The 22,948-nt window shown below is 54.3% G+C and carries 23 protein-coding genes and 1 pseudogene; 9 read left to right on the forward strand and 15 right to left on the reverse strand.

The window, feature by feature from the left end:
• Window positions 1–20: 20 nt before the first annotated feature.
• The 3 genes from AWX27_RS18305 to AWX27_RS18315 form a co-directional block, all read right to left on the reverse strand.
• Window positions 21–1,424: a glycoside hydrolase family 1 protein gene (locus tag AWX27_RS18305; protein ID WP_038875902.1), complete on the reverse strand. Its 1,404-nt coding sequence runs from the start codon at window positions 1,422–1,424 to the stop codon at window positions 21–23.
• A 14-nt stretch (window positions 1,425–1,438) separates the two neighbouring features.
• Window positions 1,439–3,301 carry a PTS beta-glucoside transporter subunit IIABC gene (gene bglF / locus AWX27_RS18310; protein WP_060424259.1) on the reverse strand — a complete coding sequence of 621 codons (1,863 nt, stop codon included), beginning with the start codon at window positions 3,299–3,301 and terminating at the stop codon, window positions 1,439–1,441.
• Between the two features lie 260 nt (window positions 3,302–3,561).
• Window positions 3,562–4,320: an SDR family NAD(P)-dependent oxidoreductase gene (locus AWX27_RS18315; protein ID WP_060424261.1), complete on the reverse strand. Its 759-nt coding sequence runs from the start codon at window positions 4,318–4,320 to the stop codon at window positions 3,562–3,564.
• A 114-nt stretch (window positions 4,321–4,434) separates the two neighbouring features.
• On the opposite strand from AWX27_RS18315, the gene AWX27_RS18320 reads away from it, so the two are divergent.
• Complete coding sequence (locus tag AWX27_RS18320; RefSeq protein WP_060424263.1) at window positions 4,435–5,298, forward strand: LysR family transcriptional regulator; 864 nt, start codon at window positions 4,435–4,437, stop codon at window positions 5,296–5,298.
• A 93-nt stretch (window positions 5,299–5,391) separates the two neighbouring features.
• The gene (locus AWX27_RS18325; RefSeq protein WP_060424265.1) at window positions 5,392–6,141 is read left to right on the forward strand and encodes an NAD-dependent epimerase/dehydratase family protein; all 750 of its coding nucleotides are present in this window, start codon (window positions 5,392–5,394) and stop codon (window positions 6,139–6,141) included.
• A gap of 51 nt (window positions 6,142–6,192) precedes the next feature.
• Here the strand turns inward: AWX27_RS18325 and AWX27_RS18330 are convergent, their stop codons facing one another.
• The 8 genes from AWX27_RS18330 to AWX27_RS18365 form a co-directional block, all read right to left on the reverse strand.
• Entirely contained in the window at window positions 6,193–6,429 is a 237-nt protein-coding gene (locus tag AWX27_RS18330; RefSeq protein ID WP_019452598.1) for a DUF4282 domain-containing protein, read from the reverse strand.
• 192 nt (window positions 6,430–6,621) lie between these two features.
• Window positions 6,622–7,788, reverse strand: a complete 1,167-nt coding sequence (locus AWX27_RS18335) for an MFS transporter (RefSeq protein WP_039568202.1) — start codon at window positions 7,786–7,788, stop codon at window positions 6,622–6,624.
• Window positions 7,789–7,964: 176 nt separating this feature from the next.
• Window positions 7,965–8,477, reverse strand: coding sequence for an Mpo1 family 2-hydroxy fatty acid dioxygenase (locus tag AWX27_RS18340; protein WP_060424268.1), 513 nt, complete (start codon window positions 8,475–8,477; stop codon window positions 7,965–7,967).
• Window positions 8,478–8,548: 71 nt separating this feature from the next.
• Entirely contained in the window at window positions 8,549–8,992 is a 444-nt protein-coding gene (locus AWX27_RS18345; RefSeq protein ID WP_060424270.1) for a universal stress protein, read from the reverse strand.
• Between the two features lie 21 nt (window positions 8,993–9,013).
• Window positions 9,014–9,787, reverse strand: a complete 774-nt coding sequence (locus AWX27_RS18350) for a siderophore-interacting protein (RefSeq protein ID WP_060424273.1) — start codon at window positions 9,785–9,787, stop codon at window positions 9,014–9,016.
• Window positions 9,768–11,213 (reverse strand): efflux transporter outer membrane subunit, encoded by a 1,446-nt coding sequence (locus AWX27_RS18355; RefSeq protein WP_060424275.1) that lies wholly within the window; start codon window positions 11,211–11,213, stop codon window positions 9,768–9,770. The genes AWX27_RS18350 and AWX27_RS18355 overlap by 20 nt, the downstream gene beginning before the upstream one ends.
• A complete protein-coding gene (locus AWX27_RS18360) occupies window positions 11,210–12,253 on the reverse strand; it encodes an HlyD family secretion protein (RefSeq protein ID WP_060424277.1) in 1,044 nt (347 codons plus the stop codon). The genes AWX27_RS18355 and AWX27_RS18360 overlap by 4 nt, the downstream gene beginning before the upstream one ends.
• A 41-nt stretch (window positions 12,254–12,294) precedes the next feature.
• Window positions 12,295–13,830 carry an MFS transporter gene (locus AWX27_RS18365; RefSeq protein WP_060424280.1) on the reverse strand — a complete coding sequence of 512 codons (1,536 nt, stop codon included), beginning with the start codon at window positions 13,828–13,830 and terminating at the stop codon, window positions 12,295–12,297.
• A gap of 140 nt (window positions 13,831–13,970) precedes the next feature.
• Here AWX27_RS18365 and AWX27_RS18370 point away from each other — a divergent pair, with 140 nt between their 5' ends.
• Together AWX27_RS18370 and AWX27_RS18375 are read left to right on the forward strand one after the other, a co-directional pair.
• Window positions 13,971–14,873, forward strand: coding sequence for a LysR family transcriptional regulator (locus tag AWX27_RS18370; protein ID WP_060424403.1), 903 nt, complete (start codon window positions 13,971–13,973; stop codon window positions 14,871–14,873).
• Between the two features lie 228 nt (window positions 14,874–15,101).
• A complete protein-coding gene (locus AWX27_RS18375; RefSeq protein WP_052133472.1) occupies window positions 15,102–15,461 on the forward strand; it encodes a TonB family protein in 360 nt (119 codons plus the stop codon).
• A gap of 173 nt (window positions 15,462–15,634) precedes the next feature.
• Here the strand turns inward: AWX27_RS18375 and AWX27_RS24665 are convergent, their stop codons facing one another.
• From AWX27_RS24665 to AWX27_RS24675, 4 genes and pseudogenes are all read right to left on the reverse strand, one after another.
• Window positions 15,635–15,955, reverse strand: coding sequence for a TA system toxin CbtA family protein (locus AWX27_RS24665; protein ID WP_061069384.1), 321 nt, complete (start codon window positions 15,953–15,955; stop codon window positions 15,635–15,637).
• Window positions 15,956–15,996: 41 nt separating this feature from the next.
• Window positions 15,997–16,353, reverse strand: a complete 357-nt coding sequence (locus AWX27_RS18385; RefSeq protein WP_032294516.1) for a type IV toxin-antitoxin system YeeU family antitoxin — start codon at window positions 16,351–16,353, stop codon at window positions 15,997–15,999.
• 31 nt (window positions 16,354–16,384) lie between these two features.
• Window positions 16,385–16,606 (reverse strand): DUF987 domain-containing protein, encoded by a 222-nt coding sequence (locus AWX27_RS24670; protein ID WP_023315134.1) that lies wholly within the window; start codon window positions 16,604–16,606, stop codon window positions 16,385–16,387.
• 8 nt (window positions 16,607–16,614) lie between these two features.
• A pseudogene (locus tag AWX27_RS24675) lies at window positions 16,615–16,812 on the reverse strand (JAB domain-containing protein); the annotation flags it as partial.
• 145 nt (window positions 16,813–16,957) lie between these two features.
• Between AWX27_RS24675 and AWX27_RS25475 the strand changes: the two are divergent.
• The 5 genes from AWX27_RS25475 to AWX27_RS25145 all read left to right on the forward strand — a co-directional run bounded on the left by AWX27_RS25475 (window position 16,958) and on the right by AWX27_RS25145 (window position 22,901).
• A complete protein-coding gene (locus AWX27_RS25475; protein ID WP_154618192.1) occupies window positions 16,958–17,083 on the forward strand; it encodes a putative zinc ribbon protein in 126 nt (41 codons plus the stop codon).
• Window positions 17,084–17,746: 663 nt separating this feature from the next.
• Window positions 17,747–19,087: a DNA cytosine methyltransferase gene (locus AWX27_RS18395; RefSeq protein WP_060424287.1), complete on the forward strand. Its 1,341-nt coding sequence runs from the start codon at window positions 17,747–17,749 to the stop codon at window positions 19,085–19,087.
• A gap of 2 nt (window positions 19,088–19,089) precedes the next feature.
• Window positions 19,090–20,838: a DUF262 domain-containing protein gene (locus AWX27_RS24680; RefSeq protein ID WP_080432959.1), complete on the forward strand. Its 1,749-nt coding sequence runs from the start codon at window positions 19,090–19,092 to the stop codon at window positions 20,836–20,838.
• Window positions 20,822–21,952, forward strand: a complete 1,131-nt coding sequence (locus tag AWX27_RS24685) for a DUF3696 domain-containing protein (protein WP_072265475.1) — start codon at window positions 20,822–20,824, stop codon at window positions 21,950–21,952. The genes AWX27_RS24680 and AWX27_RS24685 overlap by 17 nt, the downstream gene beginning before the upstream one ends.
• 4 nt (window positions 21,953–21,956) lie before the next feature.
• The gene (locus tag AWX27_RS25145) at window positions 21,957–22,901 is read left to right on the forward strand and encodes a hypothetical protein (RefSeq protein ID WP_154618191.1); all 945 of its coding nucleotides are present in this window, start codon (window positions 21,957–21,959) and stop codon (window positions 22,899–22,901) included.
• Window positions 22,902–22,948 lie beyond the last annotated feature (47 nt).

Raw genomic sequence — 22,948 nt, forward strand, 5'->3', positions numbered from 1 at the left:
CTTGCCGCCGGGCTTAGAGGCTAGCGCCGGTCTTTCAGGCTGGCGCCGTTGCTGTGGATCACATCGCGATACCAGTAGAAACTCTTCTTGCGGCGGCGCTCGAGGCTGCCGTTGCCGGCATCGTCCCTGTCGACGTGAATGAAGCCGTAGCGCTTCGACATTTCCGCCTTCGAGGCGCTGACCAGATCGATCGGCCCCCAGCTGGTGTAGCCCATCACCTCGACGCCGTCGTCGATCGCTTCCGCCACCTGCACCAGATGGTCATTGAGGTAGTTGATGCGGTAGTCGTCGTGGATGCTGCCGTCGGCCTCGACGCGGTCTTTGGCACCCAGCCCGTTCTCGACGATGAACAGCGGCTTCTGATAGCGGTCGTACAGCACGTTGAGCAGGTAGCGCAGCCCGATCGGATCGATTTGCCATCCCCACTCCGAGCTGGCCAGGTGCGGGTTCGGCACCATATCGAGAATGTTGCCGCGCGCCGTCTCGTACTGCGCCGGGTCGGCGGTGACGCAGCCGCTCATGTAGTAGCTGAACGAGATGAAATCGATGGTTTCGCGCAGCGTTTGCCGATCTTCCTCGGTGATCGCCACCTGAATGCCGTTTTCACGGAAGAAGCGCTGCATATAGGCCGGGTAATAGCCGCGCGCCTGCACGTCGCCGAAGAACAGCCAGTCGCGGTTTTGCCGCTGGGTTTCCAGCAGATCTTCCGGCTTGCAGCTCAGCGGATACAGAATGCCGCCCAGCAGCATGTTGCCGATTTTGCCCTCCGGCACGATCTCGTGGCAGGCCTTCACCGCTCTGGCGCTGGCCACCAGCTGATGGTGGATCGCCTGATAGATGGCGCTCTTGTCGCTCTCCTGCGGCAGGCCGACGCCGGTGAAGGGCGCGTGCAGCGACATGTTGATCTCATTGAAGGTCAGCCAGTGTTTGACCTTGTGCTTGTAGCGTTCGAACACGGTGCGCGCATAGCGCTCGAAGAAATCGATGGTGCGCCGATCGCCCCAGCCGCCGTAGTGCTTCACCAGGCCGTAAGGCATCTCATAGTGCGACAGCGTGATCAGCGGCTGAATGCCGTACTTCGCCATCTCGTCGAACAGCCGATCGTAAAACGCCAGCCCGGCTTCATTCGGCGTCTCTTCGTCGCCCTGCGGGAAAATGCGCGTCCAGGCGATCGAGGTGCGCAGACACTTAAAGCCCATTTCGGCGAACAGCGCGATGTCCTCCGGATAGCGGTGATAGAAATCGATCGCCACATCCTTGATGCCGCTGTCGCCCGCCGTGCGCGGCGTAATGGCGCCGAAGATGCCCTGCGGCTGCAGATCGGAGGTCGACAGCCCCTTGCCGTCGGCCTGATATGCGCCTTCTACCTGGTTCGCCGCTACCGCGCCGCCCCACAGAAAATGTTGCGGAAACTTGCCGTTCATCGCTTGCTCCTCAATTAGCGTAATAAAGTCAGCAGCGGCGCCTGTTCCTGCACCGGAGACAGGCCGCTGGTCAACACGTCCACGTAGTCATCGCTGTTGCTGATGATGATCGGCGTGGTGGTGTCATAGCCGGCAGCATGGATCGCCGCCTGGTCGAACTCGATCAGCAGATCGCCCGGGGCAACCCGCTCGCCTTCCCGCACGTGGGCGGTGAAATGCGCCCCGTCCAGCTTCACGGTATCGATACCGACGTGGATGAGAATCTCCGCGCCGTCGTCCGATTCGATGCCGATGGCGTGTTTGGTTTTGAACAGCGACGCCACGCTGCCGCTCACCGGCGCCACCACGCGCCCCTGCTGCGGCGCGATCGCCACCCCTTTCCCCAGCAGGCCGCTGGCGAAGGTCGCGTCGTTCACCTGATCCAGCGGCACGATGTCGCCGGCGATCGGGCTGAGGATGGCCTGCTTGCGGTTAAGCGGCGCGGCGGCCTCAGGCTGCGCCGCGTCTTCCGCCGGCGCAACGCCGAACAGGTAGCTGGCCAGCGCGGCAAACACGAACGACAGCAGGGTGCCACCGATCGCGCCCCATACCGTGGCGTCGATGCCGCCGCCGGGGATGATCTGCGCGAAGGTGAATACGCTCACCAGGCCGAACGAGTAGACCGAGGTATGGAAGTAGCCGATCACCGCACCGCCCAGCGCGCCGCCGATGCAGCCGAAGATGAACGGGCGTTTGTTCGGCAGCGTAACGCCGTACACCGCCGGTTCGGTGATGCCGAAAATCCCGGCGCCGATGGCCGAAGCGGACAGCGCCCGCAGCTTGGCGTCGCGGGTGCGCAGCATCACGCCCAGCGTGGCGCCGACCTGCCCCATTACCGCCGGCAGCAGCAGCGGCACCATGGTGTCGCGCCCCAGCACGCTCAGGTTATTGATCATCAACGGCACCAATCCCCAATGCAGGCCGAAGATCACGCACACCTGCCACATCGCCCCCATAAAGGCGCCGGCGATGATCGGGTTAAAGGCGTAAATGCTCTGATAGCCGTTGGCCAGCAGGTGGCTGAGCCAGGTCGCCGCCGGGCCGATCAGCAGGAAGGTCAACGGCACGGTGATCGCCAGGCACAGCAGCGGCGTGATGAAATTGCGCAGCGCGCTGTGGATCACCCGGTTAAACAACGGCTCCAGGCGGCAGGACACCCAGGCCGCAAAGATGATCGGGATCACCGACGAACTGTAGTTGATGAAGGTCAGCGGAATGCCGAAGAAGTATTCGCGCACCGCACCCGGCTGCTGCGCCGCTTCGAACGCCGCCATCATCAGCGGATGTGTCAACGCGCCGCCGATCGCCATGGTGACGAAGGGGTTGCCGCCAAATTTTTTCCCGGCGGTGTAGCCGAGCATGATCGGGAAGAAGTAGAACAGCGAGTCGCTGGCGGCGAACAGCATTTTGAAGGTGCCGCCGCTCTCCAGCAGCCAGCCGCAGGCCAGGCTCAGCGCCAGGAAGCCTTTCAGGATCCCCGAAGCGGCCATCACCCCGAGCAGCGGGGTAAAAATACCGGACACCAGATCGATAAAGCGGCTGAGCAGGTTGTCTTTTTTGCCGCCCGCATCGTCGCTCGGCGCGCCCTCGGCCAACCCGCCAACGCGGTTAACCGCGTCGAACACCTCCGCCACGTGGTTGCCCACCACCACCTGGAACTGGCCGCCGCTCTCCACCACCATGATGACGCCGGGGTTTTTCTTCAGCGCTGCCGCGTTGGCGCGAGTGTCGTCACGCAGCTTGAAACGCAGGCGGGTGGCGCAGTGCACCAGGCTTTTCACATTGTCGCGGCCACCGACGCCGGCCAAAATCTCACTGGCTAATGTGTCATATTTCATACGGTTATCCTTAGACTTCGCGTTCTGCCGCTCCCCTCCCCGCACTGGCCTGGCGCTGAGGCGGAATTCGGCGCAAAAAAAAACCTAAACCTCGCGGCCTCTGCCCCATCGGGGAACAGAAACGCAAGGTTTAGGTTTTGCCTGCCGTAGCAGTAACAACCCTAAATCGGTTGAGTTATGACGTTAACACCGCAGATTTTGCCGAGGCAAGCCTTTGCGCCGGCAAATTGCCGAACTGTGATCGCGGGGGCAAAACGGCCTCAATGCGCGAAATAATGCATGCCGCCATCTACCGGGATCACCGCGCCGATGATATATCGCGCGAGCGGGGAGCAAAGAAACGCCGCCAGATAGGCCATGTCTTCCGGTTCGCCGAAGTAGCCGATCGGGATATGTTGCGCAATGAACGCCTGGCGCGCTTCATCGCAAGCGTATAAGCGCTCACGGATCTGTTCACTGTTGATACGTCCGGGTTGCAGCGTATTGACGGTAATCCCCTGAGCAGCCACGTCGCTGGCCAATCCTTTGGCCCACAGATGCAATGCGCCCTTGGCGGCGCTGGCGGCGCTCAGGCTGCGCGGCTCCATCGATCCGCTGATGTTGATCACCCGGCCCCAGCCTTGCGCCTGCATGGCCGGCAACAGCGCCTGAGTCAATCTGCGGGCCGGCGTGAAGTTCAAAGCGAAAGCGTCATCCCAGCTGCGATCGCTGTCGTTCAGCGTCGTGGGGTGAAACGCGCCTACTGCGTTGATCAGGATATCAACTGTCCCCACCTGGCGCAGTGCCTGCGCCGCCAAACGGGCTATCGCCTCAGGGTCGGTCACGTCTGCAACGATCACCTGCGGACGCACCGCCCCTTGCCGTTCCACCTCATCCGCCAAGGCCTGCAGCCGGTCACCGCGTCGTGCGGTGGCCACTACCGTGACCCCTTGAGCGGCCAATACCCTGACCATGCCGGCACCGATCCCTTCACTGGCGCCCGTGACCAATGCCGTGCGTTGCTGTAATTGCAAATTCATAAGAAACCTTAATTGAATAATTCAATTTAAGAGGAAACGTTCACACATTGAATCACACCGTTATTCGTGTGAATATTCCCGAAAATCGCATCACCAATGTGCAGGAATTCACCGATGTTTGACTGGCAGGATTTAAAACACTTCGTGGCGCTGGCGCGCACCGGTTCGTTGTCGGCGGCAGCGCGGGAGCTGGGTTGCGATCACGCCACCGTCGGGCGACGCGTAGCGGCACTGGAACAGGCGCTCGGCCTGCGTTTGATCGTACGACTGCCGCGCAGCACGCCCTTGACCCAGGACGGACAGGCGATTGCCGGGCTGGCGGCGGAGATCGAGGCGCAAAGCCAGGCTATTGCCCGCCATGCGCGCAGCGCCGGCGCAGCGCCCCAGGCCGGCGTGCGCATCAGTGCGCCGCCGTCGATCGCCGCGCATATTCTCGCGCCGCGCATTGCCGCATTTAACCAGGCTTTTCCACAGATCGTCGTCACGCTGTCGGGTGAATCGGCGTTCGCCGAGCTGGATCGCGGCGAAGCCGACATCGCCGTGCGCATGGTGCGCCCGCAGCAGCCAGAGCTGCTGACGCAGCGCATCGGCATGATGCGCTACGCGCTGTATGCCGCACCGGAGCACGCCGCACTGCCCGACGCGGCGCGCCGCTTTCTCGCCTATGACCATCACTACCAACAGCAGCCGCATCAGCAATGGCTGCAACAGCTGTTGCAGGGGCGTCCGGTGGTCTTTCAGGCCAGCGATCTGTTTTCACTGCAACAAGCGGCGCGTTCAGGGCTGGGTGCCGCCGTTTTGCCGACTTTCGTCGCCGATGGCGATCCGGATCTGGTCCCGTTGCCCACGGCCAATGCCGCGCCAACGCGCGAGCTTTGGCTGGTGACGTATCCCGATTTGGCGCGCACCGCTGCCGTGCGCGCGGTGATGAATTTCCTGGTCGAAACGCTCGGCAAAACGTGCCCATTACCGGCATAAAGCATCAGAATGACTAATATAAATACTGGACAAAAGTCACGCGGGGGATTATTACTGGTCAACACTTAATCGAGAGTAGGGATGGCAGTCATCATGGTGTTGCGTACTGATGTAGGACGGATTCTGATCACCGGCGCCGGCGGCCGGGTAGCCACGGCGTTTCGTCAGGCAATGGGCGATCGCTACGCGCTGCGCCTGGCGGAACGCGACATCAGCCTGCTGAACGATCTGCAACCCGGCGACGAAGTCATCAGCTTCAACATCGCCGATCTCGACGCCTGCCGCGCGGCCTGCACCAATATCGACACCGTGTTGCATCTGGCGGCCGATCCCTCCCCCGACGCCGACTTCTGCGGCTCGTTGATGGACAACAACATTCTCGGCACCTTCAATATCTTCCGCGCGGCGAAAGACGCCGGCTGCCGCCGGGTGGTGTTCGCCAGCAGCGCACAGGCGGTGGAAGGCTATCCGCTCGACTATCAAATCCGCCCGGATGACGCGCCGAAACCGAAGAACCTGTACGGCGCCAGCAAAGCCTTCGGCGAAGGCATCGCCGCCTACTTCGCCCATCAGGAAGGGCTTTCTGCCCTGTCGGTGCGCATCGCCAACTTCACCTCCCTCAGCCCAGGCGATCGGCTCAGCGCTCGCGACATGAGCGCGTTTCTCAGCCATCGCGACGCCGCCGATCTGCTGGAGCGCTGCATTCGTTTCGAAGGGGTGCAATATGCGGTGGTGCACGGGGTTTCCAATAACCGCTACACGCGTTTATCGCTGGAAGAGACCCGTCGCCTGTTGGGTTACGCCCCGCAGGACGATGCGTTCAGCCTGCTCGGCTTCGAATAGCCTGGGCGGAAAGGGAAACAACGCCGGGAGGAACCCGGCGTTGGGACAGCATTACGGTTTTTCGGCGATCTTGCGCAGATATTCGTTATTTTTAAACGCAATGATGATCATCTCGAACGCCACGCGCACGAACACGCCGCCGACGATGATGCCGAACAGGCCACGGAAGAACTCGCCGTAGAACATCATGCCGATGCCGCTGATCAACACGCCCAACAGCGCCAGCCAGTAAACGGCGGTGATGATTTTTGGCGTCAGCATCGCGTCGAAGAAGAAGATATTTCTCATGTGGATCTTTCCTTAGGCAGGTCTTTCATTATCCCAGAGGTGCCGTGCAAGCGGCCACCATGTATATACATGGTTAATGATAGCGGCTAAGAGTTGATGCCGAACAGATAAATGGGGGCGGGAGAGGATAAGCGTTTATGTTTTATGCGGCTAACGGCGTGCGGCGGATAAAAAACCGCCGCACGCTGTCGCTTAGCCGTTGGCGTAAACGACTTTTGCCGCGGTGCGGCTGGTGAACAACACCAACAGCAGCGCCAGCCCGGCGATAATCGCCCCCATCACCGGCACGAAGCTGTAGCCCAGACCGGCGGAGACCACCGCGCCACCGGCGGCGGCGCCCAGCGCGTTGCCCAGGTTGAAAGCGCCGATGTTGACCGAAGACGACAGCCCCGGTGCTTCGCTGGCCACGCGCATCACGCGCATCTGCAGCGGCGGCACCACGGCAAAGGTCGCCGCGCCCCAAATCACCATGCTCACCGCGGCGCCGATGTCACTGCGCGCCAGCAGCGGGATCAGCAGCATGATGGCCACCAACAGCAGCAGGAAGCCCTTCAGCGTCGCGCTCTCGGAACGGTCGGCGAACTTGCCGCCGAGGTAGTTGCCGATCGAGAAACCGACGCCGATCAGCACCAGCATCACCGTCACGAACAGCGGCGTCGCCTCGGTGATGTGCTGCAATACCGGCGAAATGTAGGTATAGAGCGTGAACATCGCGCCCGCCCCCAGCACGGTCGTCAGCAGCGCGGTCAGCACCTGCGGCCGCACCAGCACCGACAGCTCGCGTTTCACGTCAGGGCGCGCGCCGGCGCTGCCTTTCGGCAACGAGAACCACAGCCCCAGCATGGCGATCACGCCCAGCCCGGCCGTCGCCAGGAACGACATGCGCCAGCCGATGGTTTCACCCAGCCAGGTCGCGGCGGGCACCCCGCCGATATTGGCGATGGTCAGCCCCATAAACATGGTCGCCACGGCGCTGGCCTGTTTCTCTTTCGGCACCACGCTGGCGGCCACCACCGATCCGAGGCCAAAGAAGGCGCCGTGGTTCAGGCTGGTGATGATGCGCGACAGCATCAGGGTGGTGTAATCCGGCGCGATAGCCGACAGCACGTTGCCCAGGGTAAAGATCGCCATCAGGAAAATCAGCGCGCTTCTGCGCGCCCGGTGCGACAGCAGCAGCGTCATCAGCGGCGCGCCGACCATCACGCCGACGGCGTAGGCGCTGATCAACATGCCGGCCATCGGAATGGAGACGTCCACCCCTTTGGCGATGGTCGGCAGCAAGCCCATGGGAGAGAATTCGGTGGTGCCGATGCCGAACGCCCCCACCGCCAGCGCTAACAAGGGATAATTCACTTTCATGCAACAACTCCGGTTTACCGCTGCCGAAGCGCGGGAACAGTTAAGATGCCGAAAGTATGACATTGATCACAACAAAGATAAGCAGGCGGGAGGCTAAAAGACTTTTGCAAATTTGTTAAAAGTGCGGCGGGTGGGGGCGGACATCAGCGTCCGTCACCGTAGGAATCAAGCCCACCTCATGCCCTCCCATTGCGCACTTTGCCCGAGCGCATTTCGATGTTCCGCTGCAGTTCGCGCAGCCCGCCGGCCAGGAAGCAGGCTTCCGCCAGTACGAACAGCGGGCCGATGATCAGGCCCGTCACGTCGTCCATAAACGCCGGTTTTCTCCCCTCCCAGAAATGCCCGACAAACTGAAACAGCCAGCCGATGACGAAGCCGCCGATGCCGACGCTCAGCCACGCCGCCGTCGACAGCGACGCCACCCAGGCGCCGAACACGAGGCACACCAGCAACAACGCCAGCATCATGGCGCCAAGGCGCAGATTTAGCCGCAGGTAATAGAAGGCCGCGACGAGCACCACCGCGCAGGCCGGCGAAAACGGCAGCCATCCCGCGTCCCACGCCGGCCGGGAGAGCAGCGCCAGCAGGCTGACGACGATCAGCGGAATGCCGATGAAATGCGTGGCGATATTGCGCGCATCGCGGTGATAGGCGGCATAAGCGGCAAGTTGATCTTCCAGACTTCGCATGTTGACCTCCGGTATGTACGGCCTTCGTCGCCGAACGCGCGCCGCCGCATGCGGCTGCCCTTACCCATAGCTTAGCGCGGGATCACCAAGACCGGTTGGCCAATCTCATCCAGCAGGCCGCGCGTGACGGAGGCGTTCAGCCAGCGCCCCAACGAAGACAGGTGGCGGTGCGAGATGATCAGCAAATCGCAGTTGAACAAAGCCATCTGGTCCGGGATCACCTCGATGGGCGCCCCCGCAGCCAGCAGGCCCTGGGCGTTGAAGCCCATCTGTTGCAACGCCCGCGTCACCTGCCCGACCTGCTTTTCCGCCAGCGCCTCTTCGCGCTGGGCGGCAGGATATTCTTCGCGCTCGTCGCTGTCGAAGCGCAGGCCGCTGCGGCTGAGCGTGAAGGCATTGTCGACCACCGTCAGTACGATCACGCCGCCGATGCTGCCTTGCAGACGCGCCATAAAATCCAGCGCGTTGCCGCTGTGTTCAAAGCAGTCCACCGCCAATAACACTCTCTCAATCATAACCATCCTCATTCGCCCGAGTTACATCGCGCCCTTGAAATTAGCTTCGCCCTTTTTCCAATAACCTTTGGCAAACAAGGCGGCGCGGGAGATGCCCATTTCGTTGATAAAACGCGCCTTCAGATACGCGGCGACCTGGTGTTCGCAGGCCAGCCACACCTGCCCCTCCCCGGCCGGCAGTTCGCAGTGGCTGACGGCCTGCACCAGCGGGCTGTTCATCACGCTGTCGAAATGCCGGGTGCGTATTTGCCAGCTGTTCATCTGCAAAAAGGAGCAATCAACATCCTGAATCTCCTGCGCATCGCCCACTTCGGCGAACCACAGCACCGGCAGCGGGGTAGACAGCGAGGCGAGGATAGTGCGCATGGCGGGCAGCGCGGTCTCATCGCCCAGCAACAGTAGCCAGCGAGTTTGCGGCAACAGCCGGAAGCCGCCGGAGCAAGGGCCGGCGAACCCCAGCTTGTCGCCCGGCATCGCGTCGTGCGCCCAGTTCGACGCCGGGCCTTCGCCGTGCAGCACCATATCGATATCGAAGGTGCGGGCGAGTTTGTCGATGCCGCTCAGGGTGTAGGCCCGCCCGGCCAGCGTGTCGCGCCACGGGAAGAACACCTTGATCCAACTGGCCGGCTCCTGCGCGCGCGGGTCGGCGATAAACTTATCCACATCGTCGCCGCTCAACGTGATGCGGCGGATCCGGGCGGTGACTTGCCGCACGGCGCTCACCCTGGCCTCGCGTTTACGGCGGGTATCCCTTTCCAGCATCTCGTCGACAATCTTATTCAGCGTGTTGTGCATCAGCCTTCTCCTGTGGCGCCGCAGACGGGTAGGTGTGTTCCCAGCCGCCGCCCAGCGCTCGATAGATATTCACCACGGCGATCGCCGTCTCCTCCTGTGAAACAATTTGCGCGGACTGCAGATCCAGCAGCGCGCGCTGCGTGCTCAGAACGTGGATAAAATCGCTGGCGCCGTTCAGATAGCTGTCGCGCGCCAGCGCAAACGCGTGTCGGTTGGCGGCCAGCGCCTCGGCCAGATGCGTCTGGCGGCGCTGCTGGGCGCGGTAACCGGAAAGCGCGTCGTCGATCTCATGCCAAGCGCGCAGCACCGTTTGCTGGTAGGCGATGGCCATTTCCTGCTGCCGGTATTCGCTCAGGCGCACCCGCTGGGTGATTTTCCCCCCGTCGAACAGCGGCAGATACAGGGCGGGGCCGATGGCGAAGGTATGCGTGGACCAGCTGCCCATATCCGCCAGCGCCAATGCCTGGTAGCCCGCGTTGCCGGTCAGCGTGATGCGCGGATAGTAGTCGGCGGTGGCGACGCCAATCTCGGCGGTCGCCTGATGCAAACGCTCCGCCGCTTCGCGAATATCCGGCCGGCGCAATGCCAGATCCGACGGCACACCCATCGGCACCGCGCGCACCAGCGCCGGCAGCGGCCCCGTCGGCGACAACATCGCTTTCAGCGCGCCCGGCCGCTCGCCCAACAGCAGGCTGATGGCGTTGTTCAAGCGTTCCTGTCGATCGAACAGCGTCGGCAGCAGGGCATCTACCTGCGCCAACTGCACCTGCGCCTGATCGATATCCAGTTCGTTGCCCGCACCGCTTTGATAACGGCTTTGCGTCAGCTGCAGCATGCGCAGCGCCGTGGCGCGGTTTTCCTGCGCCACCGCCAGCTGCTGCTGCGTAGCGCGCAGACGCAGATAGTCGCTCGCCACCTCCGCCGTCACCGACGTCAGCAGCGCGCGCCGATTCTCCTGCGAAGCGGCGAAGCCGGCGCGCGCGCTTTCCGATGCGCGACGCAGCTTGCCCCACATGTCCAACTCCCAGGTGGCGCTGAATCCGCCGCGCCAGAGGTTATAATCCGCCTCTCCGCCGTTGCCGGACGGATCCATACTGCCCACCGAGGTGGCGCGCTGGCGCTGATAGGCGCCGTCCAGGCTCAGATCCGGCATCAGCGCCGCCTCGGTCACGCCCAGCAGTGCGCGGCTTTGCTGCATGCGCGCCGTGGCGAGCTGCAGATCCAGGTTGCCGGCCGCCGCGCGCTGCACCAGTTGCGTCAGCGACGCATCGTTGAATATCGACCACCAGGCCACCGGCAGCGCCCCGCCGCCGGCCTGCTGACCCCAGCTCTCGGGCAGCGCGTTTTGCGGCCGAGCGTAGTCCGGCCCTACCGCCCGGCAGCCGCTCAGCGCAATCAACAGCAGCGAGATCACAGCCCTGTTCATTGCACGCCTCCGTCCAGCGTATTGATGCTGACGTCTGCGGACATGCCGACGCGCAGGGCGCTCAGCAAGGCGGCATGCTCTTTATTGATATCGAACACAATCTTCACCGGGATGCGCTGAACGATCTTGGTGAAGTTGCCGGTGGCGTTCTCCGGCGCCACGGCCGCGAAGCTGACGCCGGAAGCCGGCGCAATACTGTCCACCTGCCCTTTCAGCGTTTGGCCGGGAAAGGTATCGATATGGATGTCTACCGACTGCCCGTGCGCAATTTTTTCCAGCTGGGTTTCCTGGTAGTTGGCGATGATGTACAGCTTGTCCTGCGGCACGATGGCCAGCAGCGCATCGCCCGGTTTGACGAACTCCCCGACCCGCAGGCTTTTCTTGCCGACCACACCGCCGATCGGCGCGGTGATGCGGGTATAAGACAGGTTCAGTTCGGCCATCGCTTTCTTCGCCTGCGCCAACATCAGCTCGGCATCGCTGTCCGCCAGCTTGGCTTGTAGCACCTGCTCCATGTTTCGCGCCGCTTTGAGCGTCGCCTCCGCCTGCGCCACATTGGCGGAAAGCGTGTGCACCCGCGTTGTCGCCTGCTGCGCCGCCTGCTGCGAACCCGCGCCGCTGCTGGCCATTCTCTGGTAGCGGTTCTGCTCCTGGCGTGCAAACGCCAGCTCCGCCTGCGCCGCCTGCCGCTCCGCCAGCGCGGCGGCGATCAGCGCGCTCTGGCGGGTGAGGTTAGCCCTGGCGTCGTCCTGCCGGGCGCGGGCCGATTGCTCCTGCGCCGTCGCCTGCGCTAGGGCAACGTTGAATTCACGCGGGTCGATCACCGCCAGCAACTCCCCCTGTTTGACCCACTGATTGTCCCTGACCAACACCTGCGCAATTTCACCGGCAATCTGCGGAGAAATACGCGAGATATCGGCGCGAATATAGGCGTCGTTGGTATTCTGCTGTGTCTCTTTAATAAGGAATTTATTGATTAATAATCCCAGCGTAATGACGGTAACCGCCAATACGGCGACGGCGACTTTCTTGTTAGCCATAAAAGTGACTCCACTTAATATTTATTTCTGATGATAAAATGTCAGGCGGCGACCGAACGCGGCGGATAAATACGGGTCGGCATAAATAAAATCAGCGCGGTCAGTAATAACGCCAGGCCGGCAACCAACAGATAAAGATCGGCGCTGGCCAGCACGTGGCCCTGCCGAGCGGCAAGCTGCGCCAACTGCTCCGCCGACCCCGATGCGCGGCTGTAGGCCGAGCCAAAACCGTCGGCGATCGTGTCGGCGTGATAGTCCCCGCGCTGTCGGCTGAGCAGCGCGATGGCGCCGCCGGCTGCGGTGGCGGCGAAACCCTTCACCGCGTTGAACCAGGCCGCCGCAAACGGCCCGTCGGTCGGCAACAGCCCACCGGTCGCCTGCATCAGCAACGGGATGATCGCCATCGGTTGAGCGACCGCCTGCAACAGCGCGATAACGCGAAACGTGTCGCCGTTCCATTCCGGCGTCAGCTGGGCAGCCAGCACGCAGGCGGTGGCCATCAACAGCAGGCTGATCGCCAGCACCCAGCGGCAATCCACCCGCGGCGTATTGCATATCATGGCAACAATCGGCAGCGTAATTAATTGCGGCAACGCCACCCACAGCATTAAGTCGGAAGTTTGTTCCTGACGATAGCCCTGAATCGCGGATAAATATCCCGACGTGATATTGACCAGCGACACCATAATTAACAGCACGCCACCCAGCGTAATTAAGGAGAAGGACAAATTCCTTTTGCTTAATAGCTGTAAATTAAAAAAGGGCAGCGGGTGGTACCATTCGTTAATCAGAAATAACGCCAATAATCCGCCGCCGCCCAATAATAAAACGTAGATCAGCGGCGAATTCAGCCAGTCGAGCCGCTCCCCCTGTGAAATGCCCACCGTCAGCATGCCGAGCGCCATGCCGCCGAGCAGCAGGCCGCGCCAGTTGAACTGCCGCAGGCGCTCCAGCCGCAGCGGATCCTGTGGCAGACCGTAGCCGATGCACAAGGCGGCGATCGCCATCAGCGGCAGGTTCCAGTAGAAATACCCGCTCCAGCCCCAGTGGAAGGCGAAGGCGGCGGCGGTGGCACCCAGCGTGGCGCTCCAGGCCGAGACCCAGCCGTAGGCGCCCAGCCCCAGCACCTTGATCAGCGGCGGCATAAAACGCAGCACCACCGTCATCAGCATCGGCGGCAACGCGCCGCCGGCGAAGCCCTGCAGGCTGCGCACCGCCAACAGCGTGCCATACTGTTCTCCCAGCCAGGGCGTCAGCAGCCCGCCGGCCAGATAAATACCGCACATCGTCAACGCCACCCGGCGCAGCGAAAAAGTCGGCCAAAAACAGGGCGTGAACCCGGAACCGATCACAAAGCCGGTGACGTAACAGGTGGTCAGCCAACTGCTGGCATCGAAGCTCAGCAGCATGCCGCCCTGTATATCCGCCAGCGCGAACTTGCTGGCGTTTTCCCCCACGCCGCTGGCCATCACCGCCAAAAACACGCCGAACAGCCCCAGCCAGGTACGGCCGTTGATTTCGCCGGCGCTGGCGAGCCATCGATTTTTGTGGTGCGGCGTAACAGACACCTCAACCATTCCCCACTCCTGCTGTTTCAGCCTCAATCTTTGTTGTCGTGGGCAGTATCCGGGCTTATTTCGATTGTTTAAAATGAAATGATGTAATTAACTAGTTGCACAAAACGCAATCCATTGAGCGCACCACCACCGGAGAGGCCATGCCGCAAAAAATTGATTTCAACCTGATCTATGCGCTGAATCTGCTGCTGGAAGAAGGGAGCGTGAGCGGCGCCGCCGAGAAGATGAATCTGAGCGCCCCGGCGATGAGCCGCATTCTGGGGCGCATCCGCCGGCAGTTCGACGATCCGATCATGGTCAGGGCCGGCAAGCATCTGGTGCCGACGCCGCGCGCGCTGGAGTTGAAACGCCAGCTCGGCGAGATCATCGAGCAGGCCGCCGCGCTGATCGCGCCGAGTGAATCCTTCGAGCCCGGCAAGCTGACCCGAACCTTCACCATTCGCGCCAACGACATTTTTATCGGCGCGCTGGCGGGCGGCTTGCTGGAGACGCTGCGGGACATGGCGCCGTTAAGCGGCCTGAAGTTTATCGCCGAAAGCGACGGCGAAGATGACGCGCTGCGCAGCGGCAAGGTGGATCTGGTGATCGGTTCCTCACGCGACTGGCACCCGGAAATCAAGACGCAGAGCCTGTTCACCAGCACCTTTCAGGCGCTAGTGCGCCCTGGTCACCCGATCATCGGCCAGGTAACGCCCGAAACCCTGACCCATTACCCGCATATCAGCGTTTCTCGCCGCGGGCGCACGCAGGGGCCGATCGACGATGCGCTGCGCGATCTCGGCCTGCAGCGCAACGTCGCTCTGACCCTGCCGGGCTTCCATTCAGCGATGATGCTGACCATGAAATCGGACTTCATCCTGCCGCTGCCGCGCCACGTGCTGCAGGGGGTGAGCAATATCCACCTGCCGTTGGCGGAGATCGAGCTGCCGCTCGAGCTTGAATCGGTGTTTATCGTCCAGGCCTGGCACCCGCGCCTGGATCGCGATCCGGCGCACCGCTGGCTGCGGCAGACCATCAAGCAGTTCTTTTTGCAAAGGGAGTGAAGGGGTTAGGTATTGGGGAGAGAAGACGCTCGCGGCAGAACCCAAATACGCCTGCCAGATAAGCCGGTAATATGGCATTTTGCCGAAGCCCTGCGCATACTCGGTATATTCGATGAAAGCATTAATTATTCAATTAGTTAAAAAATCAGTATCTTGAGTTCCGCTCTATTAGGAGGAGCTCACGGTCTTACATTGTATTTGCTATCTTTTTAACCAATGGATTATGACATGAAAAAACATACGTTTGTCGCCCTCCTGCTACTGTGTTTGACGCCTGCGCTGGCGCTCGGTGCCGCACCGTCCCCCAAAGCTCTCATTAAAACGGCTCCCGTTTACCCTGAACAGGCCCTGTTGAAAAACACCAATGGCATCGTCAAGGTGAAATATGATATCGAGCACGACGGCACGGTCAGCCATGTGCGTATTATGCAGGCGAAACCCGCCGGGATCTTTGACGAGCCGGTGCTGACTGCCATGAAAAGCTGGCGCTTTGAACGCGGTCAGCCAGTGAAGGATCGTGAATTTACTTTTAACTTCACCACCAAACCGCACAACTCAGTCTATGGCAATGGGGTTCCGTTTCGCTGATCGTACGCTAAATTTTCTCTACCCACACAAGCCGTGCTCTCACAAAAGGACATCACAGGAGTCGCATTTGGTGGTTAATAATGTTGAATTTATTGATTATTTTCCTATGCGCTTTACTGACATGCCCCCGATTATGCCCCCACATGTTTTTCCTTAATGATCAGTTGGCTGATTTATGAGCGTTTCAAGCCAAGGTTGAACTGTGCCCGATGAACATCCAAAGATGTTATCCAGGGTTCTTGATCCTGCCAGGAGAAACCCTTCTGGTCAACGCGCACAAGATCGAATCGTTCCACAAGGAAATTAACAGCATCAGTAAGATTCACTCCCGCCTCTATATGTTCCTGAATCGTCGTATCGTTACTGAACGGTGTGTCGTTGATCGTGAGGCCGTAATGATGCTCTAAAATATACGTTAATAGTTTTTGCCAAACTTGGACAGAAGACAGGCGTGACGAAACCGTCACTGTTGTCGGTACAGTTGAAATATGCATGAGTTGATTCCCTGATAAAAGTAGAGGAAGGTATTACCTGGTTATAGCTGATGGGGATAAATAGCGATATAAACGTATCCATAAGAGCCAAGAGTGTCAGCTTCACAAGTAAGTCCATTGTGATGCAGTGTGACGCAGTGCTGGTTGCGAGGATCAAGCTCGCCAGTGGTCAGCATCCGCTCAAGCTGTTTCGTCATTAGTGGAAACGCTTGGTCCAGACTCAATGCTTCTTCGTCACTGAATGAGCCATTAAATCCTGCCCGGTCAGCCAAAAAGTATAGGCGGTTGCCTTCCTGTACCAGGCGAGCGCCGAAGCATGGCGTGATATTACGTTTTAAACCCCACTGAAGGCAGGATGCGTTCTCCGCCGATGTGCCGGATAAGGTGGTCGACTGCATTAATATATTCCTTAATGACTGAGTGGGTTGATTAGTTCACTGTCACGCTGCGCAGAATGGCGTACGGGCCTGCCCGGTCCTGACGACGTTCAACAAAAACAGCGAGAACGCCGCTGATATCCTGAACTTCACGTCCGTAGTAATGGCAGACACTGCCATGCCACTGGTAGTGACCTGTACAGAAGGCAGATAACTTGGATTCGGGATGCTGACGATAAATATGCATCGCCTGGCGCTTACTGATGATTTTCATTCTGCACCTCATAACAAGCCACATTCAGCAAAAGACACCACTTCGTTCCCGACCACAAGATGATCCAGTACACGCACTTCCACCAGAGCCAAGGCTTTAGCAATTCGCTGAGTGACATGTTTATCCTGCTGGCTGATTTCTGTCGTGCCGGACGGGTGGTTATGCGCCAAAATGACCGCAGCAGCGTTATGTTTCAGTTTGACCCTCTGACAGCAACCAAAACGTTTGTGCACCTGCCGCAGCATATGAACAATGTCGCTCGACTTAAAAAATGTCAATTCAACAAGCACCAGATAGTACGGGAGCAAATCTCATCACAAACCATACCGCCTCCTACCTGCTAACACGACTATACGGCAATGGATATGTTGCTGGTGTGATACCAGCTGGCATGGTGACAAGGTATGTCCGAAATGTTGCGACTGGATTTATGTGTTAAATGCTCAAGAGACAGATGGTAGGCATACTCCCAACTAGTGAAGATATCACCCGATGGGCCGGTATGGCGGCAGTACTAGACACAAAAATGTAGTGGTTCAATTAATTTGGCCTCCTGAATTCGCTGACAAATAGCCACTTTCTACATTATGCAGCCAGGCGGCTAATGAATATTAATGATTGTAATTAGAGAGAATTTGACGCTGGGCTTAACAAGCAAAACTAACTTTAGTATCTGTTACAGTTTTTGGTGTCAGAATTTTAAAGTATCATTATTTTCCGTTGGCATTTAAAATGCTACCTTTTTATTGAAGATAAAATTATTCGATAATGTTGAGTGGGATATTAATTTCAATCAATAAAAGATATAAAGTATTGAGTTGAATTTTTATTATAGATACTCGTATTTGATTAATGGATATCTAAGAGTAACTTTCTTTTCTTTGGTGAGAGCTAACCGTAAACATCATTTTGTATATTTCGGATTTTAAAAATAAACAATGCGGACTTAATGAATTTGTGATATAATTAAAAGGTTATGCTCGGGATTTGTTGATTGTTGCGTAGAGATAAGTCCTGTTAGGGGTCGTTGTAAAAAGGTTTTGAAGGCTTAAGCGTTTAAAAAACTAAATGCTACCATAGAAAACTCATGAAAATTAGACCTCAATTTAAATAGTAAGGCATTGATAAAAAGGTATATGAATGGCTGGAGCGATAAAAAAATCTGCTAAAAAAACCAGGAAGAAACGGGTTAACTCCTTCTTTGCTGGTATCGGTGGGTTTGACCTTGCCTTCGAAGAGGAGGGCTATACTCCATCATTTTACTGCGAAAATAACGAATTCTGTAGAGGTGTACTGGAACGTCACTGGGGGCATGTTGAAAATGCAGAGGACATAAGTGCTCTACGCTCTGAGGTGATACCGGAGGCCGAAGTTTGGACTGCTGGATTCCCATGCCAAGATCTTTCTATGGCACGTACACCCCACGGAAAGCGGAGCGGCCTCAAGGGTTCTCAGTCAGGACTGTTCTATACATTCCTCCAGCATTTATCTGTTCATAAACCTCCTGTAGTGCTGTTAGAAAACGTTGCGGGTCTACTGAGTTCACATAAAGGAGCCGATTTTACTGCTTTGGTTCAATCGCTTACTGAGTTAGGATATGCTGTGTCGTGGCGTTTATTAAACGCGCGTTATTTTGGGGTCCCGCAATCAAGACCGCGTATTTTTATTTGTGCTTGGCTCGGTTCTATTGAGAATGCAGTTGCTTCTTTGTATGAAGATGAAATTTCTATTAAACCAAAAAATGAGAGAGAAGGTTTTTTAAAAGAATCAAAATGTAAAGATTCTATTATTTCTGTGCCACAAATTTCTTTCTGTATATCAGCAACATCTGGTAGACATACGGGCCTTGATTGGGCGCGTACTTATGTTACATATCCAGATAAAGTCCGCCGTTTAACACCTAAAGAATGTGAAAGACTTCAAGGGTTGCCTCCAGATTGGACAATTCCCTCAGACAACTATGTTATCCCAATTCGCGGTATCGAGACTAACAGGTATCATGCAATAGGTAATGCTGTCTGCGTGCCTGTTGTCAGATGGATTGCAAAACGTATTAAAGCTATCCTAGATAAGGATGGATTAAATGTTACTACTCCGTCGAATATGGAAAATTTAGTCCATCAGGTTATGTCTTCAAAAGTAAAGATTTCAAATTTATACAATGGTTCGTTGGAGCGTAAATGGCAGACCGGGGGAGTTGCTTATGGGAATATCTATGCAACTACTGCAGTTTCCCCAAGTCCTATAAAACCAATAAGTACAAAACTTATTGATTTGATTGAGAAAGATCATGTTGCATCTCGCTATTTTATTAGTGAAAATGCAATGCAAGGTATTCTTCGTCGTGTGGATAAGCTAGGAAGAAATCTATTTCCGCCTCTTGATGAAACACTCAGAAAATTAGCAACAATAGAGTCTGTAGATGCTGATGATATTCAGTTTACTATAGAAGTTGAAACTAAATTAGATAAAATTGGTTGATTATGAATGGATATTTTATTATTCGGCTTGGTGCTGACAGCGAGCATGAAATAAGAAAAATTGATAGTATCACCTCCTATTCCGAAGAATCATTTCCTATATCTGTCAATTGTAAGCAGGTTCCTAAAGGGGTATCTGAAGGTGATGTAGCCATAATTTGGTTAGGCACCAATAATAATAAAGGTGGTAAGACTCCCTGGGTGCAGGGTATACGAGCCTTTGGAAGAATTGTTGATATTCAAGGAGAGGACGGTTACAGTTCGACTAAACAGATAGATATTATTGTTAATATCGTTTTCCCCTCAACTGTTACAAAAATGGACATAGTAACATCTCAAAGCAATTTGTACGCAGATATTGCTGCAATGCCAGTTCTAGGGGTTAATAACTATAGTAGCCAGGTTGTACAAAGAATTGAACCCAGTAAACCGGGACAGAGTTTACATGCTCTATTACTGGCATTAGAGGCCATAGTTCCAGGTTTATTTATCAAGATTGAATGCAATTACCCCGATTTGTATAAGAGCTTTAATAATAACGGTGTTGAATATAATTTAAAAAAAGAATCAGAAGACAATATTCATGAAGAGTCTATCGTAGTAAATTTTGAAAATGACTTTGATCCCGATGAAGATCGGGACCCTGAAATAGAAACTCCATTTGACCCCTCTAAAATTGATATAATTGCTAAGCCTATGACTATTGGTAGTTTGGAGGATAGGCTAGATAATAATGAATTAGATCTTACCCCAGACTTTCAACGCCAAGCTAATCTGTGGGATATTAGGAGGAAATCAAGGTTAATAGAATCTATCTTATTACGTATTCCATTGCCCTCTTTTTATTTTAGTGAGGATTTAGATGGAGCATATTCTGTAGTAGATGGGCTTCAAAGGCTATGCACAATATTTCATTTTAAAAATGTTCACCTTTTAAATTCTGTAACAGGTGCTAAACTTGCACCTCTGCAACTTAAAGGTTTGCAATATCTTAATGAATTGGAAGGTAAATCTTATCAAGAGCTGGATAGAAAATTTCAAAGAAGAGTAGCTGAATTAGAAATTACTGCGAATATAATACGAGCTAATACTCCCTTTGCTGTTAAATTTAATGTGTTTGCTAGACTTAACCAAGGTGGTTTACCTCTTAATGCTCAAGAAATACGGAATGCTATATTCCCTGGAGAGTGGCGTTCGAAAATAAGGAGTCTTTCAGACAGTGATCTTTTTTTAAAGGTAACTGAGAATAAAGTTCAGAAACTGCGCCAACAAGATATGGAGTTAGTTTTAAGATTCGTTGCTATTTGGCAATTAGATGCTCCATATATAAGGCCTGCGAATCAGACTCTTGATGAATTTTTGAACGTAGTGGTTGAAAAAGAATTATATAAATGGGATGCGCAGAAATGGCATGACGCAAGTAATGCCTTTTATTCAGCCTTGAATGCAGTCTACGCCATTCGTGGAAGACATGCTTTTCGTAAGAGCGTCGGTACGCAGCCCCGAGGTCCTATTAATAGAGGATTGTTTGAAGCAGAGATGATTTTCTTTGGCTCATTAGATCATCATGAATTAGATTTTGCTATAAAAAATAAAAAATTACTTGAGGAATTGTTATCCAATGCATTAATTATCGATAGTGACTTTGTTCGTGCTCTGTCATTTGGTACGGGTTCATCGGAATCCTCAAATATAAGAATTAGAACTTTGAGGAAAATATTTAGAGAGGCATACAATGCTGAATTCCATTGAGTTACATAATTTTAAATCAGCTAAAAATCTGAGTGTAAAGCTTAATGGTTTAACTGTTTTAACGGGATTAAATGGTTCTGGTAAAAGCACATTATTACAAGCAATAACTTTATTAAAGCAAAGTTTGAATAATGATTCTTTAAATTACTCTTTATCATTGCAAGGGCCAATAATAAATTTAGGTAGAAGCGAAGATATCAGATTTGAGAATTCTGATACGGATAATGTTACCTTTGTCGTAGCTACACCTAACGGTCGTATTCAATTAAACATTCCTACAGTAGAAGGTAGTGACACTCTTCCTTTAAGTTATGATGGAGATATTAAAGATTTAGTTGATCAATTCGCAAATGGGTTTCAGTTAATTCAGGCAGATAGAATTACCCCTGCGAATCATTATAATCAAGCTAACTCTTTCCAAAGAACTTCTGGTTGGTTAGGATGTCGTGGTGAATTTACGATCGATTATTTAATTCAGCGTGGTGAAGATAAAGTATCCCCGAATCGACTCTTTTCTGATGATGGCTATATTTCCCATGAATTTATAAGTCAAATAGCCCCTACAGAAAGTCTATTAGACCAAACTACAGGTTGGTTGCAACAAATTAGCCCCGGAGCGAGACCTCACCCTATTTCTTTAGATTTAGCAGATGCAACAGCATTACGGTTTTCATACTCGGGAAGTTCGATTGACTCCAATAGTCGTGATCATAAAGCAATAAATGTAGGTTTCGGATTAACTTATTGCTTGCCCATTATCGTTGCATGCTTATCTGCTCCTGCTGGTTCATTATTGCTTCTTGAAAATCCTGAAGCACATTTACATCCTCGTGGGCAGGCTGCATTAGGATTATTGTTATCCCGCTGTGCATCTGATGGCGTTCAGATTATTGTCGAAACACATAGCGATCACGTCATAAATGGCATAAGGGTTGCAGCCAAAAAGAAAGAAATTAAGAGTGATGATGTTAGTGTTCATTTCTTTTCACGAAATGTTGAAACAGGAGAAACGTCCAGTATATCTCCAATTTTATATGACAATGGTCGTTTTAGTGAATGGCCTAATGGCTTTTTTGATGAATGGAGTAGGGCTTTAGACGAACTTCTGGACTAAGACTATGACTAATACTGTATTATTTTTGGATGATGCCTCTAAATTTATTGGCGATTTAGACAAGGTTGAAGCGGAAAAATTAGCTTTGTCTATGATAAATTCATTGAGAAAAATAAAGAAAGCAAATAATAGAGTCTCAGTGAATTTAAATGTTCCAATAGGTCAATATCCAGTTTCCGATAACTGGGTTTTACAGAACATTTTGGTTGGCAATGGCTATAGAGAAGAATGGGAGTTTATCCGACTATTAAATAGCCGTTCTCCACTATCTTCAGAAATTGAAGATCTGATAGTGCAGCAATTGAATGACAAGGAGTTTAGAACTGCTAATGGAAATAAAAAATCTATAGCCTTGGCATATGCCTCTCTGTTAGATAGTGCAACTGTTAGTTATGATATTATTCCTGATTGGTCAACCCCAATAGTTGAGGTTGTTTGCGATACTCTTGAAGATGACGGAAATATTAGCTCATTAAATTATAATGTGAAAAATGTTTCTTCTCCTAATCATGTCACTATTCACGAAGAATGGTTAAGATCTTTAGGTCTTGTGGAGTCCCCTACCGTAGATGATTTCTGGAATGAGCGAAACGAACGCTTCCCTATGTTACGTTTTCTAAAAAGAACAAAGAAAGACTTATTTGATTTATATGGTGCAAGTATGCCGTATAATCAAGCTATAAACGCAATTATATCTCTTTCACAGGATGCCGAAAATTGGGAACATGATGAAGCATGGCCAAATTTTTCCAGATATGCAACTGATGAATCTGAAACAAGACGTAAACTTTGCTGGTTGGATGATGAAGACGATGGAGAGAGTAAATGCTTTGGGTGGCATGTTCGTTTCACAGGAAGTTTTGCAGGAAGGATACATTTCTTTGTTGATTCGAAAAATAGAAAAATAATAATTGGATATATCGGTATGAAACTCTCAAAACCTATATGAAAAATGAGGCATCTATGAATTTCATCTATAGATGCCTCATTTTTTTG

The organism is Serratia sp. 2880STDY5682894 (genome assembly GCF_001537385.1).
GTDB lineage: Bacteria > Pseudomonadota > Gammaproteobacteria > Enterobacterales > Enterobacteriaceae > Serratia > Serratia nevei.

What these genes read in the sequence shown, in the direction of transcription:
- AWX27_RS18305 (WP_038875902.1), bottom strand. Translation starts at nt 1,424, where the DNA reads ATGAACGGCAAGTTTCCGCAACATTTTCTGTGGGGCGGCGCGGTAGCG.
- bglF (WP_060424259.1), bottom strand. Translation starts at nt 3,301, where the DNA reads ATGAAATATGACACATTAGCCAGTGAGATTTTGGCCGGCGTCGGTGGC.
- AWX27_RS18315 (WP_060424261.1), bottom strand. Translation starts at nt 4,320, where the DNA reads ATGAATTTGCAATTACAGCAACGCACGGCATTGGTCACGGGCGCCAGT.
- AWX27_RS18320 (WP_060424263.1), top strand. Translation starts at nt 4,435, where the DNA reads ATGTTTGACTGGCAGGATTTAAAACACTTCGTGGCGCTGGCGCGCACC.
- AWX27_RS18325 (WP_060424265.1), top strand. Translation starts at nt 5,392, where the DNA reads ATGGTGTTGCGTACTGATGTAGGACGGATTCTGATCACCGGCGCCGGC.
- AWX27_RS18330 (WP_019452598.1), bottom strand. Translation starts at nt 6,429, where the DNA reads ATGAGAAATATCTTCTTCTTCGACGCGATGCTGACGCCAAAAATCATC.
- AWX27_RS18335 (WP_039568202.1), bottom strand. Translation starts at nt 7,788, where the DNA reads ATGAAAGTGAATTATCCCTTGTTAGCGCTGGCGGTGGGGGCGTTCGGC.
- AWX27_RS18340 (WP_060424268.1), bottom strand. Translation starts at nt 8,477, where the DNA reads ATGCGAAGTCTGGAAGATCAACTTGCCGCTTATGCCGCCTATCACCGC.
- AWX27_RS18345 (WP_060424270.1), bottom strand. Translation starts at nt 8,992, where the DNA reads ATGATTGAGAGAGTGTTATTGGCGGTGGACTGCTTTGAACACAGCGGC.
- AWX27_RS18350 (WP_060424273.1), bottom strand. Translation starts at nt 9,787, where the DNA reads ATGCACAACACGCTGAATAAGATTGTCGACGAGATGCTGGAAAGGGAT.
- AWX27_RS18355 (WP_060424275.1), bottom strand. Translation starts at nt 11,213, where the DNA reads ATGAACAGGGCTGTGATCTCGCTGCTGTTGATTGCGCTGAGCGGCTGC.
- AWX27_RS18360 (WP_060424277.1), bottom strand. Translation starts at nt 12,253, where the DNA reads ATGGCTAACAAGAAAGTCGCCGTCGCCGTATTGGCGGTTACCGTCATT.
- AWX27_RS18365 (WP_060424280.1), bottom strand. Translation starts at nt 13,830, where the DNA reads ATGGTTGAGGTGTCTGTTACGCCGCACCACAAAAATCGATGGCTCGCC.
- AWX27_RS18370 (WP_060424403.1), top strand. Translation starts at nt 13,971, where the DNA reads ATGCCGCAAAAAATTGATTTCAACCTGATCTATGCGCTGAATCTGCTG.
- AWX27_RS18375 (WP_052133472.1), top strand. Translation starts at nt 15,102, where the DNA reads ATGAAAAAACATACGTTTGTCGCCCTCCTGCTACTGTGTTTGACGCCT.
- AWX27_RS24665 (WP_061069384.1), bottom strand. Translation starts at nt 15,955, where the DNA reads ATGCATATTTCAACTGTACCGACAACAGTGACGGTTTCGTCACGCCTG.
- AWX27_RS18385 (WP_032294516.1), bottom strand. Translation starts at nt 16,353, where the DNA reads ATGCAGTCGACCACCTTATCCGGCACATCGGCGGAGAACGCATCCTGC.
- AWX27_RS24670 (WP_023315134.1), bottom strand. Translation starts at nt 16,606, where the DNA reads ATGAAAATCATCAGTAAGCGCCAGGCGATGCATATTTATCGTCAGCAT.
- AWX27_RS18395 (WP_060424287.1), top strand. Translation starts at nt 17,747, where the DNA reads ATGGCTGGAGCGATAAAAAAATCTGCTAAAAAAACCAGGAAGAAACGG.
- AWX27_RS24680 (WP_080432959.1), top strand. Translation starts at nt 19,090, where the DNA reads ATGAATGGATATTTTATTATTCGGCTTGGTGCTGACAGCGAGCATGAA.
- AWX27_RS24685 (WP_072265475.1), top strand. Translation starts at nt 20,822, where the DNA reads ATGCTGAATTCCATTGAGTTACATAATTTTAAATCAGCTAAAAATCTG.
- AWX27_RS25145 (WP_154618191.1), top strand. Translation starts at nt 21,957, where the DNA reads ATGACTAATACTGTATTATTTTTGGATGATGCCTCTAAATTTATTGGC.